The sequence below is a fragment of the Paraburkholderia sp. BL23I1N1 genome (assembly GCF_003610295.1).
Taxonomy (GTDB): Bacteria; Pseudomonadota; Gammaproteobacteria; order Burkholderiales; family Burkholderiaceae; genus Paraburkholderia.
In genome coordinates this window covers 761601-776700 of sequence record NZ_RAPV01000002.1, presented here as the reverse complement: position 1 = coordinate 776700, position 15100 = coordinate 761601, and the positions used below count along the sequence as shown (strand labels likewise).

Below are 15100 nucleotides of genomic sequence, written 5' to 3'. Positions count from 1 at the left end.
TTTTGTCGCTCTATGCCCTGACTATGCGAAGCTGGTTGCGGACTGTGTGGGGTTCAGTCCAGAGGCCAGGTTTCGCGGCTCACTGCTCTTACCGTCTGCGCCGACTCGAGCGCCAGGGCATCCTGGGCGCGTTGACGGCACAACTGATAATCGAGGTTGCGCACTCGCGCCTTGATGCCCGGCACCGACACCGGATCCACCGAGAGCTCGGTCACGCCGAGGCCGACGAGCAGCGGCATGGCCAGCGGATCGCCCGCCAGTGCGCCGCATACGCCGACCCATTTGCGATGCTTGTTCGCACCCTGCACAGTCGCTGCGATCAACCGCAGCACCGCCGGATGCAGGCCGTCCGCCTGCGCTGCGAGATCGGCCTGGCAGCGATCCATGGCGAGCGTGTATTGCGTCAGATCGTTGGTGCCGATCGACAGGAAATCCGCGTGTTGCGACAGTTGGTCAGCAAGCAATGCGGCCGATGGCACTTCGATCATCACGCCGACTTCGATCGGTTCGGCACGCCCCAATTCATGGGCGAATTCGTCGATGCGTTTGCGAATGCGGATCAGCTCGCCGACATCGGTCACCATCGGCAGCAGAATGCGCACGGCGCCGAGCGGCCGCACCGCCAGCAGACCACGCAATTGATCGTCGAGCAGATCCGGGCGCACTTGCGCGAGACGGATGCCGCGCAGACCGAGCGCCGGATTCGGTTCGGGCGGCAGCGTCAGGTAGTCGACTTCCTTGTCCGCGCCGACGTCCAGCGTGCGAATGATCGCGGTGCGGCCGCTTAATGCATCGACGATGGCCTGGTAGCTCTGGCGATGTTCGTCGGTGGTCGGCGCTGCGGCGCGGTGGATGAACAGCAGCTCGGTGCGCAGCAGGCCGACGGAATCGGCACCGTTATCGACGGCGGTCTTCGCGTCGTCGAGCGTCGCGATGTTGGCGGCGACTTCGATCGCACGGCCATCGGAAGTCACTGCCGCCTGCTGCGACGTGCGGCGGTTCGCTTCGCGCACGTCGGCAAGCCGGCCGCGTTCATGACGCGCGCGTTCGATGTCGAGTTCGGTCGGCGCAAATTCGAGGCGGCCGGTGGTGGCGTTCACCACGACCTGCGTGCCTTCGGGGATCGCGAGCAACGCATCGCCGACTGCCACCAGCGCCGGAATGCCGGCCTGACGCGCAAGAATCGCCGCGTGCGAGGTCGCACCGCCGCGCGCCATCACGAGTGCAGTAACGCGTGAGCGATCCAGTGAGGACAGATCCGACGGCGTGAATTCTTCAGCCGCCAGCACGGCTTCGTCCGGCAACGTGCGCGCCGCTGCATTCGTATAACCGAGCGCGCGCAACACGCGCTTTTCGATGTCGCGCAGATCCGCTGCACGTTCCTGGAGCAAGGCGTCTTCGATATTGGTCAGGATGGCGATCTGTGCGCGGATCGCTTCGCGCCACGCAAAACCGGCGCTCTTGCCGAGACTGATCAGATCGCGCGCGGCGTCGAGCAGCGTCGGATCTTCGAGCAGCACACGGTGCACGGCGAAGATGCCCGCCTCACCCACCGCGCCGCGTTGCGAGGCATCGCGCACGGTCGTGCCGAGGTCGGTGTCGACGGTGGCAATTGCCTTGTCGAGCAGACGGCTTTCAGCCGCCGACGTGCCGTTCGCCTTTTCCGGCGGATCGATATCCGCATCGTCCCAACGCACCAGCTTGCCGACCGCGACGCCCGGCGCCGCGCACACGCCAGCGAGCGTGTTCGGCGCAAGCGCTTCGCCCGCAGCGCGCGCAACGGGTTGCGGCGCCGGCGAGCTTTGACGTGCGGGCTTTTCTTCGACTTCGCCGTGCGCTTCACGCGTCAATTCGTGGGCGATCGCGTCGATTGCGGCTTGGGCTTGCGGACCGATGCCGAGCAACTCGACAGTCGCCCCCTCGCCTGCGCCGAGACCGAGCAATCCGACCACGCTCTCGATCGCCGCCTTGCGCCCTTCGTAACGCACTTCGACACGCGCATCGAAACCGCGCGCCGCTTCACGAGCGCGCGCGGCCGGCCGCGCATGCAAACCGCCCGTGTGGACCAGTGTCACTTGCTGACGGGCTTCTTCGGTCACGTTGGTAGCACTCGCCTCACGCGATGCATGCGCCGCATCGCCGCCGCGAGCGCGCAGCACCAGCAACGGCGTTTCGCCTGCCTTCAGCATGCCGTCCTGCGCACGCTCGACAATCTCGAACGCATCCGAATTGGCAATCGCGATCACCGAGACGAGACTCGGCGCATTCAGTGCGACCTGGTCCTGATCGAATTCGATCAGGACGTCGCCGGTGCGCACCTGCGCGCCTTGCGCGACCATCGGCGCAAAGCCCTTGCCATTCAGCTCGACCGTGTCGATGCCGATGTGCAGCAGAATCTCCACGCCATCGGCTGTCGCGAGTGTGACCGCGTGGCCGGTGCGCGCCAGATGGGTGATGGTGCCGTCGCACGGTGCGACGAGTCGGCCCTCGAGCGGATCGACACCGATGCCGTCGCCGAACATGCCGCCCGAAAACACAGGGTCGGGCACGTTCGCCAGCGGCACGACCGGACCGGTCATCGGCGCAAGCAAAACAATATGGCCTTCAGAATGGCTCATCAAGCGTGACTCCTCGACACGTCGCATCTGATTTTTCGTCAGTGAGTTTCGGTGACTTTGTTGAGATGGCGTGGCGCGTCAGGATTGCGCCCGCGCGCGGCGGCAAGGCCGGCAGCCATCACGTAAAAGGACAGGATCGCGGCGATCGGATCGAGCGCCGCGTGAGCGGTGGTGGCGAGCGGCAGCGTCGCTTCCGGCACGTTCTCCGGTGCGGCGAGCAGCACACGGGCGCCGCGCGCCTGCATGTCGCGTGCGAGTTGCAGCAAGCCGGCTTGCTCCGGACCGCGCGGTGCGAAGACCAGCAGCGGATAGTCGCGGTCGATCAATTCCATCGGACCGTGCCGCACTTCCGCGCTCGAAAACGCTTCGGCCTGAATGCCGGAGGTCTCTTTCAATTTCAGCGCGGCTTCCTGCGCGATCGCGAGACCGAGACCGCGGCCGATCACGATCATGCGCTCGACGCCACGCAATTCGTCCACCGCTTTCGACCAGTCGAGCTTGCCCGCGGCATGCAGCGCGTCGGGCAGCGTGTTCAACGCGCCGGGCAGCGCGTTGTCTTTCTGCCAGTGAGCGACCAGTTGCGCGGAGACCGACAGCATGGCGATGTAGCTCTTGGTCGCCGCGACGCTCAGTTCCGGACCGGCCATGAGCGGCAGGTGAAATTCGCAGGCGTCGGCTAGCGGCGAGTTCGGCGCGTTCACCGCGGCCACCGTCAACGCGCCGGCGTTGCGCAACGCCTCCATCGTGCCGACCAGATCCGGGCTCCTGCCCGATTGCGAGAACGCCAGCGCGAGCTGATCGCGCACCTGAAGCGGCGCCTGCTGGAGCGTCGCAACCGACATCGGCAGCGAGGCGACTGGCACACCGAGGCGGCTCATCGTCAGGCTTGCGAAATAACTCGCCGCGTGGTCCGAGCTGCCGCGCGCGACCGTCAGCGCGACGTGGCGCGGTTGCTGGGCGAGCTTCGCCGCCAACGCCTCGACGCGCGAGGTGTCCGTGAGTTGCACGGCGACCGTTTCTGCGGACGCCAGCGCCTCTTTAAGCATATTCGACAATTGCTTCTCCTTCGACGTATGTCGCGGTCAACGCCAGTTCACGATCGAACACAACCACATCGGCCCACGCGCCGCGGGCGATGCGGCCACGGTCTTCGATGCCGAGGTAGTCGGCGGCGTAGCGCGACAAACGGTTTGAAACGTCGGCGATCGGCAAGCCGATCGATACGAGATTGCGCAGCGCCTGATCCATCGTCAGGGTGCTGCCAGCGAGTGTGCCGTCGGCGAGACGCACGCCGCCGAGGCACTTCGTCACATGCTGGCTGCCGAGGCGGTATTCGCCGTCGGGCATGCCGGTGGCCGACGTGCTGTCCGTCACCACGTAGAGACGCGGAATCGCGCGCAACGCCGCGCGGATCGCGCCCGGATGAACGTGCAGCAAATCGGGAATGATTTCGGCGAATTCGGCGTGCGCGAGCGCTGCGCCGACGAGGCCAGGATTGCGGTGATGCAACGGCGACATCGCGTTGAACAGATGCGTGAAGCCACACGCGCCATGCTTGAGCGCGGCGACGGCGTCGTCGTAGGTGCCGAGCGAATGGCCGAGCTGCACGCGCACGCCGCGCGCCGCCATCTCGGAGATGATCTCCATATGGCCGGCGATTTCCGGCGCCAACGTGACCACGCGAATCGGCGCGATTGACAGATATTTGAGCACTTCGTCCATCACCGCGGACACGGCGGCATCAGGCTGCGCGCCGAGCTTGCCGGGGTTGATATACGGCCCCTCCAGATGGACGCCGAGCACGCGCGCACCGCCCGGCGTGCGAATCCGCGCGTTGTTGCCCAGCTCCGCGACGACACTCATCAACTCGTCGCGCGGCGCGGTCATTGTGGTGGCAAGCAGGCTGGTCGTGCCGTAACGCGCATGCGTGCGGGTGATGGTTTCGATTGCGTCGCCGCCTTCCATCACGTCGGAACCGCCGCCCCCGTGCACATGCAGATCGATGAAGCCGGGCAAGATGTAGGGCGCGTCGTTCTTCGACGGGTCGGCGCGTTCACCGGTCAGTGCCGTGATGCGGCCGTTTTCGTATTCGAGCGTGCCGTGAATCCACCCATCGGTGGTGAGTATGTTTCCGGTCAGCATGAGTCTCTCTGGTGAGGCGTAATGCGGGGTATGGCTGAAATACGCTCGATGGCGCCGCATGGAGCGGCGGACCACGCGTCCTGCTCAGGTGCGTCAATCAGGTGCGCAATTCAGCAACAAAATCGTAGTAATCGTCGCGGCAATAGGTGTCGGTCAGCTCGATCGCACGCTGATCCGCGCTATATCCAATACGGGTAATGACCAGCAACGCCGAGCGCGGTTCGATATCCATCAACGAGGCGATCTCGCTCGACGCGTTGACTGCGCGAAAGTGCTGCAAGGCGCGCACGACAGCGGCGCCGCGTTGTTCGAGATAGCTGTAAAGCGACACGCCGATGGCCTGCGGATCGGGCACGATCGCCGCGGGCAGCGCCGAATGCTCGACCGCCATCACGATGCCGTCCGCGCGCCGCAAGCGCCGCAGACTCGCCACCGCCGCGCCGGGCGACAGACCGAGGTGCACCAGCTCATCACGATTGGCGGCGCGGATGTCGCGCTCGAGCCATACCGAATCGGGCCGGAAACCCCGTTGCTGCATCTTCTTCGTGAAGCCGGTGAGCCGCGACAGCGGGTCTTCGACGCGCGGCGTAATGAAGCTGCCCGCGCCGCGCGCCCGGCGGATCAGGCCCTGCTCGACCAGCAGCTCGATCGCCTTGCGCGCAGTGATGCGCGACACGCCGATCGCATCGGAGAGCGTGCGCTCCGACGGCAGCGCCTCACCCGCCGACCACACGCCGCAATGGATCGCCGTCGCCAGATTGCGCGCGAGCTGCAGGTAGAGCGGCGTGACGTTGCGAGCGTCAGGCATCAGTGCGGACCAGCGAGTTTCCATGGGGCTCCGGCGGTCGTCTCGAAGAATGCGGCCTACGAAAATTAGAGCCCATTATATAACCAACATAATACCAGTCAACCGACTGGTCCCATGCTGGTATGGATGGGTGGAAAGCCTTGCTGGATAAGCGCCAGGCGGTGATTTGGGGGCGTGGGAGGACGGTTTACAGGGATCGGGATTTACCCGTATTCGAGATGCCAGGCAGCACCGGCGTGGTCCATATTGGTTCTCTACCAAGCTGCCCGGAGGCCTCAAGATCGATACCTTTCTGATACCACTTTGATACGCCAATGACCCGTACAGCTTTTTTAATGAGATGCCTTCAAATATAGTGCTGTGTAGCAAGCCACAAAAAATTCCCCGGGGAGCCGCATTTGACAGATTCCGAGGCGCTAAGGCGCGCTCAGGCCGTCCGCCATTTCAACCGCTTCTATACCCAGCTCATCGGCGCTCTGCATGAACATTTGGCAAAGAGCGCCTTCTCGCTGACGGAAGTGCGTGTGCTTCATGAACTGTCACGCGGACGCGCGCAGACGGCCTCGGTGCTCAGGCGCAATCTCGGCCTCGACAGCGGCTACCTCAGCCGCCTGCTGACCAGCTTCGAACGACGCGATCTGATTACGCGGCGCCCCTCCGACTCGGACGCGCGCCAGTCGCTGATTGCCCTCACCGACAACGGTCACGCGGCCTACGCGCCGCTCGATGCTGCAGCGATCGAAGAAGTATCGGCGCTGCTTGACGGCCTGACGGTGCTCTCCCAGGAACAATTGATCACCGCGATGAAGGTGATCGAGCGGCTGCTCGACAGCAAACCGAAGCACGAACTTGTAATCCTTCGGCAACCACGCGCGGGCGACTGCGGCTGGCTCGTGCATCGGCAGGCGCAGTGGTTCGCCGCGCAATACGGCTGGGATCAATCGTTTGAAGGCTTGCTTGCGCGCGTCGTCGCCGATTACTCGCAACGCAGCGACCCGGTGCGCGAAATGTGCTGGGTTGCCGATCAGGAAGGCATGGTGGTCGGTTCGGTGTGCATTGTCGGGGTCTCGACGACGGTGGCAGGCGTCCGGCTCCTGTGGGTCGAGCCGGACGTGCAGCGGCTCGGCATCGGCACGCAATTGATGAGCGAATCCGTGCGGTTCGCGCAGCGCGCGGGGTACACCAAACTCACGTTGACCACGGCCAGCACGCTCAAGGAGCCGCGGCGCCTATGCGAGCGCGCCGGCTTCCAGCTCGCCTGCACGACCGCGGAGCGGCGCTTCGGCAAGGATCTGTTGATCGAGCGATGGGAGCTGGAATTGTAGGATCGGCTGCGCTCGTGCTTAGAACGACGGCACCACCGAACCCTTGAACTGCGTCTTGATGAACTGACGCACATCTTCCGACTGGTAAGCCGCAACCAGTTTCTTCACCCACGGCTTGTCCTTGTCCTGCGCGCGAACGGCGATCAGGTTCGCGTACGGGCTGTGGATGTCTTCGAGCGCGATCGCGTCTTTGGTCGGCTGCAGACCGGCGGCCAGTGCGAAGTTCGTGTTGATCGCGGCAGCGTCGACATCCGACAGCGAGCGCGGCAATTGTGCTGCGTCGAGTTCGACCAGCTTGATCTTCTTCGGATTCTCGGCGACATCGAGCGCTGTGGCGTTATTGCCGTTCGTACCCGCACCGGCCTTCAGCTTGATCACGCCTTGCGCCTGCAACAGCAGCAGCGCGCGGTTCTCGTTCGACGGGTCGTTCGGCACCGCGACCTTGGCGCCTTGCGCGAGATCCTTCAGCGACTTGAGCTTCTTCGAATAGATGCCGAGCGGAGAAATGTACGTCAGGCCGGCATTGACGATCTTGTAGCCACGCTGCCTGATCTGGCTGTCGAGGTACGGCTGGTGCTGGAAGCTGTTGGCGTCCAGATCGCCTGCGTCGAGCGCGGCGTTCGGCTGCACGTAGTCGTTGAATTCGACGACCTTGACATTCAGGCCTTCGCGCTTCGCCACTTTCGTGACGACTTCCCAGATTTGCGCATCCGGGCCGCCGATGGTGCCGACCTTGATGACCTTGTCGTCCGCGTGCGCACCGAAGCTGGTGACGATCGCCGCGCCGGCGACCACGGCCGAGAGGGCGTTAAGGATGTTTCTGCGCTGCATGTAGTTCTCGCTTTTTCTGATCGATGCCAGATTCGGGTGGAAGCCGGCGGCGGCGCTGCTGCGCTTGCGTGCTGCGGTTGAGCGCTCCGGCAGTGTGCCGCCAACTGGACCGCAAATGGTCTCATATGCCAGGCGAGATGGGAAATATCACAATCGCATATCGTTATACGTCTTGAGGAGCGGCCGGGGAGAGAGGTGCCGACGCTCAATGTGCACAACGAATCGTCCGCTGACGGATAATCGAAGGCCAATGCCGCGAACCAAGACGGCCCATTTATCCGCTTGCGAAAATGCCCATGTACGTCATCAATCTCATCTACACCGCATCGCTCGAACGCATCGACGACGCACTCGAAGCGCACCGCGCGTTTCTGGCAAAACAGTTCGAAGCAGGGGTATTCGTGGCCGCCGGGCCGAAGGTGCCGCGCGACGGCGGCATCATTCTGGCGGTGCGCATCGAGCGCGATAAGCTGGATGAGATTCTCGCCAGCGACCCGTTCGCCGAGCAGAAGCTCGCGCGCTACGAGGTGACGGAGTTCAAGACGACGCGGCTAGCGCCGGGGATGAATTTGCCGATTCCGGCTTGAGGACGATAGGGAAGGAAATCGAATTTGGGCGCGCGGCAGGCACGCGCGCCCATCTGCATCAAGGCATCAACCGAGCAGCAGCTTGATATCGTGCACCCACGGCGTGGCGCCCTGGCCATCGCGCGCGAACAGACGCAGCTTGCCGTCCGTATCGAACACATAGCTCGCCGCCGTGTGATCCATCGTGTAGCTATCCGGCGTCTTGCCCGGCACTTTCGCGTAGTAGACGCGGAAGTCTTTCGTGATCTTCGTAAGTTGCGCCTGGTCTGCCGGACGCAAGCCGACAAACGTCGGGTTGAACGCCGGCACGTATTGCTCAAGCAGGGCCGCCGTGTCGCGGTCGGGATCGACGGTGACGAACAGCACCTGCACACGCTTCGCGTCTTCCGGGCCGAGTTGCTGGAGCGCTTGCGAGAGCTCCGCCATCGTGGTCGGGCAAACGTCCGGGCAGTGCGTGTAGCCGAAAAACAGCACCACCACCTTGCCCTTGTAGTCCGCCATCGTGCGAACCTTGCCGGACGTGTCGGGCAGCGAGAAGTTGCTCCCGAATTGCGTGTTGCCGGTGATGTCGAGATTCTGGAACGCCGGCGGCTGCTTGCCGCATCCTGCTACCAGCAGCGCGCCGCCGAGTACGCAGGCGATCACGGTGATACGCGCGGCGGCACGCGCCGTGCGCAAAAAGCGTTGTGTCAGCATGGGTGTTACGCCCCGATTACGACGCGCGCATAGTGGTCGACCAACAGCGCGGCGAAGAGCAGCGACAGATAAACGATCGAGTAACGAAAGGTCTTACGCGCGAGGTCGTCGGAATATTCCCGATAGATTTTCCACGCATACGCGAGAAAGACGGCGCCGAGCAACACTGCGGCCGCAAGGTACACCACGCCACTCATGCCGGAGATGAACGGCATCATGGTGACGGCGAACAGGATCACGGTGTACAGCAGAATATGCAGGCGCGTGTACTTTTCGCCGTGCGTGTTCGGCAACATCGGCAGACCGGCGTTTTCGTAGTCTTTGCGGCGATACAGTGCGAGCGCCCAGAAATGCGGCGGCGTCCACACGAAAATGATCAGCACAAGAATCCATGCGTCGCCCGGCACGTGACCGGTAACAGCGGCCCAACCGAGCGCCGGCGGCATTGCGCCCGACGCGCCGCCGATCACGATGTTCTGCGGCGTGGCCGGTTTGAGCAGGAGCGTATAGATGACCGCATAGCCGACGAAGGTGGCGAGCGTGAGCCACATGGTCAGCGGATTGGCGAACGTGTAGAGCGTCCACATGCCGAGGCCGCCGAGCACGGCCGAAAACAGCAGGATTTGCGGGGTGGTAATTTCGCCGCGCGCGGACGGCCGCCACGACGTGCGACGCATCTTCGCGTCGATCTTCTGTTCCATCAGGCAATTGATGGCGAACGCCGCACCGGCCAGCAGCCAGATGCCGACGGTGCCGCCGATCAGGACGGTCCACGGCACCATGCCGGGCGTCGACAGAAACATGCCGATGACTGCACAAAACACAGCGAGCTGCGTGACGCGCGGCTTCGTCAGGGCAATGTACTGGGAGACCCGGCTACCAGGCGTTTGGGAGAGAGTTGTGCTGTCCATGTGGGGTCACGCTGGCGCGGCATCGCGCGCAGGCAACACGGCGCGGCCGGGACGGCTATAAGCGATCCGGAAGTTTAACATAACGAGCAGCAGCAGCAGGATCGCAGCCCCACCGTTATGGGCGACGGCAATGGGCAACGGCCATTGCAGGACGATGTTCGACAGACCGGTAATGAACTGGATCAACACCACCAGCAACACGCCGTTTGCCGGGCGCCGCAGCGACTCGAAACGGCGCAGTTTCAGCGCGAACCACACCAGATACGCAACCACGACAATCGCAAACGTGCGGTGTGTCCAGTGGATTGCGACCAGCGCATCCTGCGTGATCATGTCGCCGTCGCCGGTCATACCCAGCGCGCGCCACAGGTGAAAGCCGTGCGCGAAATCCATCGGTGGGATCCATTGGCCGTTGCAGGTCGGAAAGTCCGTGCAGGCGAGCACCGCGTAGTTGGTACTGACCCAACCGCCGAGGGCGATCTGCGCGACCAGCAGCGCCAACCCGGCGATCGCCGCCGCGCGCCAGCGCGCGGCTTCCGGCTCAAATGCGGGCAGCGGTGTCTGTCGAGCGGCCAGCCAGCCGAGCGTGCCGAGCAACGCTAGGCCGAGCAGCAAATGGGTCGTCACAATGATCGGTTGCAACTTCATGGTCACGGTCCATGCGCCGAACGCGCCCTGCACGAGAATCAGCAGCAGCAGCGAAGTCGGCCACCATGGCGACACATGCAGCGGGCGGCGCTTGATGCGTGCAGTCCACGCAATCAGGGTCTGCGCGATGATCAGTACACCAATCGCCATCGCAAAGTAACGGTGGATCATCTCGATCCAGGCTTTGGTCATGCTGACCGGGCCCGTAGGCATCAATTGATGCGCGGCGGTAATCGCGGCATGCGCGATGAACGGCGACGACGTGCCGTAGCAACCGGGCCAGTCGGGGCAGCCGAGACCGGAATCGGTGAGACGCGTGAAACCGCCGAACATCACCAGGTCCAGCGTCAGGAAGGTGGTGAGCCACACCAGCTTGCGGAATTTGTTGTCGTCGGCCTTGACCCACACATAGGACAGCGGCAACAACGCGATACACAAGCCGATCAGGGCCAGTTGCAGTACGAACATCTTTCTTACCCTGGTTGCGGCATCAGCCGATGCTCGACCATTTGAGCAGCTTGGTCACGTCGCCCTTGATCTTGCTGGGGTTCGGATCTTTCGGGAAACGCATCATCAGATTGCCGTTCGGATCGACCATGTAGATGTGGTCGGTGAGTTGAGTGCCGGTGTCGGTCGGCAGCCATGCGGACACTTGCGCCGGGTTGGCGATCAGCATGTCGGTGTCGGGATAGGCCTTTTGTATCACGTCGGACACGCTGCCTGCATCGGTGCGCAGCCACACTTCGACGACGCGTTCGCGTTCCGGGCCCTGAGCTGCGCGGATTTGTCGCATGAAGTACAGCTTGGTGGCGCAGGCTTTATCGCACGCGCTGTTGTCGACGGAAATCAGCAGCCAGCGGCCGCGCAGCGACGCGAGCCTGAGCGGCTTGCCGTCTTCACCCGTGACGACGAGCGAATCGGGAATCGGCCGTTGCGGTTGGACCAGCGTGCCGTAGCTCGTGCTGCCGCCGGCCGGCTTGACCACGTAATAAACGAAATACGACACGGCGATCGGCGCGGCGCAGATGACCGCCAGCAACAGCAGCATCCAGCGGCCCCGCTTCCACGATCCCTCGCCATTAGGTTGACCAGGCATCACTTTCGGAGCTGCGGGTTTGCCGGCTTGCGGCGAACGGGGAGATTGCGTCGACACTACAGGACCTCTTTCAATAATTGCTCGGCTTCAAGCCCCTTGCTCAGGGCACGAAACCACAGGCGAAGCATTACACGCTCGGCGCGTGCTCTTTCTTTGCGGCGCGGCGCGCGGCATACAAGCCGAAGACCAGGGCCGCGGCTGCCATGCCCCACCACTGGAACATGTAGCCGTAGTTGGTTTCGACGCCGGTTGTTGGCGCCGGCCAGTCGCGCACCAGCTTGTCACCGTCGTCGCTCAATTGCTGGATCACGAACGATTGCAACGGCAGCCCGGTTTCCGCAGCGTAGGCCGCGGTATCCAGATTCTGGCGGATCTTCTGATGCGCGTCCGACCCGCGCTGCCCCAACTCGAAAGCACGCGTAGCATCGGCACGCGCAATGCCTTCGATTTCGATCTCGCCTTCCGGCGTGCTGTACGGCGCGATGGTTTCGCGATTGCTCATGTTGCGCGGCAGCCAGCCGCGATTGACCAGGACATAACCGCCGTCGGCCAGTTTAAAAGGCATCACGACATAAAAGCCCGGCTGATCGTTATAAGGGCGATTATCCAGATAGACGACTTTGTCCGCGACGAAACTGCCGCGCGCCTTCACGCGATGGAATTCGATGTCCTTCAGTACGACCGGCGTAGCGCTGACAGGCTGCGCGGGCGCGTCTTCGAACTGCGTGATCCGGGCTTCGAGCGCTTCCTTCTGATGGGCGCGCTCGCGCTGCCAGAAACCGAGCCGCACCGTCACCACGATGACGAGCAGAATCAACAGCGCGGGAACCAGGCGGAACTTCATCGGACGCGCTCCACCACCGCTTGCGGCCTCGTCTGGAACGTACGGCAGACGTCGGCGCGCGGTGCGATAATAGACGTCTTGCCTCTGCGCTTCCTGGTTTCAGTTGGTTCCATGCACATTCTCGTTCCCATCGCCTTCGTCCTGATCATCGCCAGCATGGTGTCGGCGCTGTATTTCATGATGCATGACAAGGGCAAAACCAAGCGGATGGTCTGGTCGCTCGCCACGCGGGTGGGCCTGTCGATCTCGCTGTTCCTGTTCATCCTGTTCGCCCACTGGATGGGTTGGATTCAGTCGACCGGTATTCCTTACGGGCGTTGATTCGGCGGATAGAACTTCACGCCACCCGACTCACCCAACGCACCCACCGCGCCAGACTCACCAAACAAAACGCCGCCCTGACAGGGTCGAGGGCGGCGCTGCATAACTTGCGTACTGCTCGTGCGCGGCGCCCTTGAGAGGCGATGCGCGAACGGCCTGCACACGTTCCCGAAAACCGGTCGGCGCAGGCCAGACTGCGTTACAGCCAGTACACGACGACGTACAGCCCAAGCCACACGACGTCCACAAAGTGCCAGTACCAGGCGGCGCCTTCGAATGCAAAGTGATGCTCCGCCGTGAAGTGGCCACGAATCATCCGCACCAGCACCACAGCCAGCATCGTGCCGCCGAGGAACACGTGGAAACCGTGGAAGCCCGTCAGCAGGAAGAACGTCGAACCGTACACCCCCGAGGACAGCGTCAGGTTCAGTTCGTTATACGCGTGGAAATACTCGAAGCCTTGCAGGAACAGGAAGCAAACGCCGAGCACCAGCGTAGCCGCCAGCCAGATGATCGCCTTCTTGCGATGATCTTCACGCAGTGCGTGGTGCGAAACCGTCAACGTGGCGCCCGAGGACAGCAGCAGTGCCGTGTTGATGGTCGGCACCGGCCACGGCTGCATCGACTTGAAGGTCGAGACCAGCGCGGCCGGACCGTTGTTCGGCCACACCGCCGAGAAATCCGGCCAGATCAGCTTGTAGTCGAGGCTGCCGAGCTGATGCAGCGCGATTTCGCGTGCATAGAACAGCGCGCCGAAGAAGGCACCGAAGAACATCACTTCGGAGAAGATGAACCAGCTCATGCTCCAGCGGTACGACTTGTCGACATTCTTGCCGTACATCCCGCCTTCGGATTCTGCGATCGCGTCGCCGAACCAGTGCCACAACGTATAAAGCAGCCACAGCAGACCGACGACGACGCCGAGCGGTGCCCAGTCATGATCGTTGATCCAGGCCGCAAGCGATCCGAGCATGACCAGCAACCCGGCAGCGGCGCTGATCGGATGCCGCGACGGATGCGGTACGAAATAGTACGGGCTCTCGTTTTGACCGCTCATTCTTGATTCTCCACTTCAGTCCAGTTGTTCCGGAATCTCCGGCTGTATCTTCGGCGGCGCGTCGATACCGCACCGCTTCACTCTAATTCGTGGGCTCTGCTTCGCCCTGTACTACGTGTGCACCTGAACGCCTTAGCCCACCACCGCACGCACGATCAGGATCAGCACGCCAATGAAAACAGCCGCACTGATCAATGCCGCCACGATCACATGCAGCGGGTTCAACTGCGCGGCGTCGGCTTCCAGATCGCGGCGCTTGCGCACGCCAAAAAACGACCAGAACACGGCTCGCATCGACTGACCAAAACTGCTCTTGCGCGGGCTGCCGCCGTTATCGCTCATCTTGTCCCGGTTTCCTTCGCCCGCGGCATGACCCGTCAGGCGGGATTGGCGGCCGTTGCCGCCGTGTTGGCCGTGGGCGCTGCGCCCCCGGCCGTCGCCGCTGCCGGCGTATTCAACTCAAAGAATGTGTACGACAACGTGATCGTTTTCACATCCTTCGGCAACTTCGGATCGACCACGAACACCACCGGCATCCGCTTCGTCTGATTCGCAGTCAACGTCTGCTGCGTAAAGCAAAAACACTCGATCTTCTTGAAGTACTCAGTGGCCTGCTTCGGCGCGTAGCTCGGGATGGCTTGCGCCTGAATCGTGCGCGCCTGCTCGTTGCTGACCTCGTACATCACTGTCGTCACTTCGCCCGGATGCACGTCGAGACTGCGCTGCTCCGGCTTGAAACCCAGCGGGCCGCGCGCGTTCGCATCGAACTCGATCGAAATCGTGCGACTCATGTCGACTTGCGTATTCTTCGCCTCGCGCGCCGTAGCATCACGCTGCACGAGGTTGTTGATGCCGGTAATCTGGCAGATCGCGCGGTACATCGGCACCAGCGCAAAACCAAAACCGAACATCATCAGCGCGACGACGAACAGCTTGATCAACATCGAACGGTTAAAAGAGCGATCGGCCTGAGCCGGCGGTTCCATCGACATCTCAATCCTCAACAAACCTGCAAATCAGACTTGAACCACCGCGTCAGGTGAACCACTTCTGATGGATGATGACGCTCGCAAAAAAAGCCGCTGCGATGACAAACATCACGATACCGATCCGCCGGTTGCCCGCGCGAATCTGCTCGGGTGTACGTCTTTCTTGAGGATTGCGCGTCATGCTCGACTTTCTGAATACTTTCGTGACTACACGGTGCGGCCATTGC

Annotated in this window: 17 protein-coding genes; 3 read left to right on the top strand and 14 right to left on the bottom strand. The window is 62.9% G+C overall.

Annotation, left to right across the window (positions count from 1 at the left end; all coding sequences use genetic code 11):
• Positions 1–53: 53 nt before the first annotated feature.
• The 4 genes from ptsP to B0G76_RS36155 form a co-directional block, all read right to left on the bottom strand.
• Entirely contained in the window at positions 54–2645 is a 2592-nt protein-coding gene (ptsP, locus tag B0G76_RS36170; RefSeq protein ID WP_120297534.1) for a phosphoenolpyruvate--protein phosphotransferase, read from the bottom strand.
• Between the two features lie 11 nt (positions 2646–2656).
• Positions 2657–3664, bottom strand: coding sequence for an SIS domain-containing protein (locus B0G76_RS36165; protein WP_120297533.1), 1008 nt, complete (start codon positions 3662–3664; stop codon positions 2657–2659).
• Complete coding sequence (nagA, locus tag B0G76_RS36160) at positions 3657–4760, bottom strand: N-acetylglucosamine-6-phosphate deacetylase (RefSeq protein WP_120297532.1); 1104 nt, start codon at positions 4758–4760, stop codon at positions 3657–3659. The genes B0G76_RS36165 and nagA overlap by 8 nt, the downstream gene beginning before the upstream one ends.
• 97 nt (positions 4761–4857) lie before the next feature.
• Entirely contained in the window at positions 4858–5592 is a 735-nt protein-coding gene (locus B0G76_RS36155) for a GntR family transcriptional regulator (RefSeq protein WP_120297531.1), read from the bottom strand.
• 374 nt (positions 5593–5966) lie between these two features.
• Here B0G76_RS36155 and B0G76_RS36150 point away from each other — a divergent pair, with 374 nt between their 5' ends.
• Positions 5967–6893 (top strand): helix-turn-helix domain-containing GNAT family N-acetyltransferase, encoded by a 927-nt coding sequence (locus B0G76_RS36150; protein ID WP_120297530.1) that lies wholly within the window; start codon positions 5967–5969, stop codon positions 6891–6893.
• A gap of 18 nt (positions 6894–6911) precedes the next feature.
• Here B0G76_RS36150 and B0G76_RS36145 read toward each other — a convergent pair whose 3' ends face one another.
• Positions 6912–7724, bottom strand: coding sequence for a MetQ/NlpA family ABC transporter substrate-binding protein (locus B0G76_RS36145; protein WP_120297529.1), 813 nt, complete (start codon positions 7722–7724; stop codon positions 6912–6914).
• A 296-nt stretch (positions 7725–8020) separates the two neighbouring features.
• Here B0G76_RS36145 and B0G76_RS36140 point away from each other — a divergent pair, with 296 nt between their 5' ends.
• A complete protein-coding gene (locus tag B0G76_RS36140; RefSeq protein ID WP_120297528.1) occupies positions 8021–8311 on the top strand; it encodes a YciI family protein in 291 nt (96 codons plus the stop codon).
• Between the two features lie 66 nt (positions 8312–8377).
• Here the strand turns inward: B0G76_RS36140 and B0G76_RS36135 are convergent, their stop codons facing one another.
• The 5 genes from B0G76_RS36135 to B0G76_RS36115 all read right to left on the bottom strand — a co-directional run bounded on the left by B0G76_RS36135 (position 8378) and on the right by B0G76_RS36115 (position 12506).
• Entirely contained in the window at positions 8378–9007 is a 630-nt protein-coding gene (locus tag B0G76_RS36135; RefSeq protein ID WP_120297527.1) for an SCO family protein, read from the bottom strand.
• Between the two features lie 5 nt (positions 9008–9012).
• A complete protein-coding gene (gene cyoE / locus B0G76_RS36130) occupies positions 9013–9918 on the bottom strand; it encodes a heme o synthase (protein WP_120297526.1) in 906 nt (301 codons plus the stop codon).
• A 6-nt stretch (positions 9919–9924) separates the two neighbouring features.
• On the bottom strand, positions 9925–11034 hold the full coding sequence (locus B0G76_RS36125) for a heme A synthase (RefSeq protein WP_120297525.1): 1110 nt from the start codon (positions 11032–11034) through the stop codon (positions 9925–9927).
• A 22-nt stretch (positions 11035–11056) separates the two neighbouring features.
• Positions 11057–11719, bottom strand: coding sequence for a cytochrome C oxidase subunit I (locus B0G76_RS36120; RefSeq protein WP_120297524.1), 663 nt, complete (start codon positions 11717–11719; stop codon positions 11057–11059).
• Positions 11720–11789: 70 nt separating this feature from the next.
• Complete coding sequence (locus tag B0G76_RS36115; RefSeq protein WP_120297523.1) at positions 11790–12506, bottom strand: SURF1 family protein; 717 nt, start codon at positions 12504–12506, stop codon at positions 11790–11792.
• A gap of 111 nt (positions 12507–12617) precedes the next feature.
• On the opposite strand from B0G76_RS36115, the gene B0G76_RS36110 reads away from it, so the two are divergent.
• The gene (locus B0G76_RS36110; RefSeq protein ID WP_007179452.1) at positions 12618–12827 is read left to right on the top strand and encodes a twin transmembrane helix small protein; all 210 of its coding nucleotides are present in this window, start codon (positions 12618–12620) and stop codon (positions 12825–12827) included.
• Between the two features lie 199 nt (positions 12828–13026).
• Here B0G76_RS36110 and B0G76_RS36105 read toward each other — a convergent pair whose 3' ends face one another.
• From B0G76_RS36105 to B0G76_RS43380, 4 genes are all read right to left on the bottom strand, one after another.
• The gene (locus B0G76_RS36105; protein ID WP_120297522.1) at positions 13027–13884 is read right to left on the bottom strand and encodes a cytochrome c oxidase subunit 3; all 858 of its coding nucleotides are present in this window, start codon (positions 13882–13884) and stop codon (positions 13027–13029) included.
• A gap of 132 nt (positions 13885–14016) precedes the next feature.
• A complete protein-coding gene (locus tag B0G76_RS36100; protein ID WP_120297521.1) occupies positions 14017–14226 on the bottom strand; it encodes a DUF2970 domain-containing protein in 210 nt (69 codons plus the stop codon).
• A gap of 35 nt (positions 14227–14261) precedes the next feature.
• Positions 14262–14876: a cytochrome c oxidase assembly protein gene (locus B0G76_RS36095; protein WP_120297520.1), complete on the bottom strand. Its 615-nt coding sequence runs from the start codon at positions 14874–14876 to the stop codon at positions 14262–14264.
• A 43-nt stretch (positions 14877–14919) separates the two neighbouring features.
• Positions 14920–15054: a cytochrome oxidase small assembly protein gene (locus B0G76_RS43380; protein ID WP_220700811.1), complete on the bottom strand. Its 135-nt coding sequence runs from the start codon at positions 15052–15054 to the stop codon at positions 14920–14922.
• Between the last annotated feature and the right edge of the window lie 46 nt (positions 15055–15100).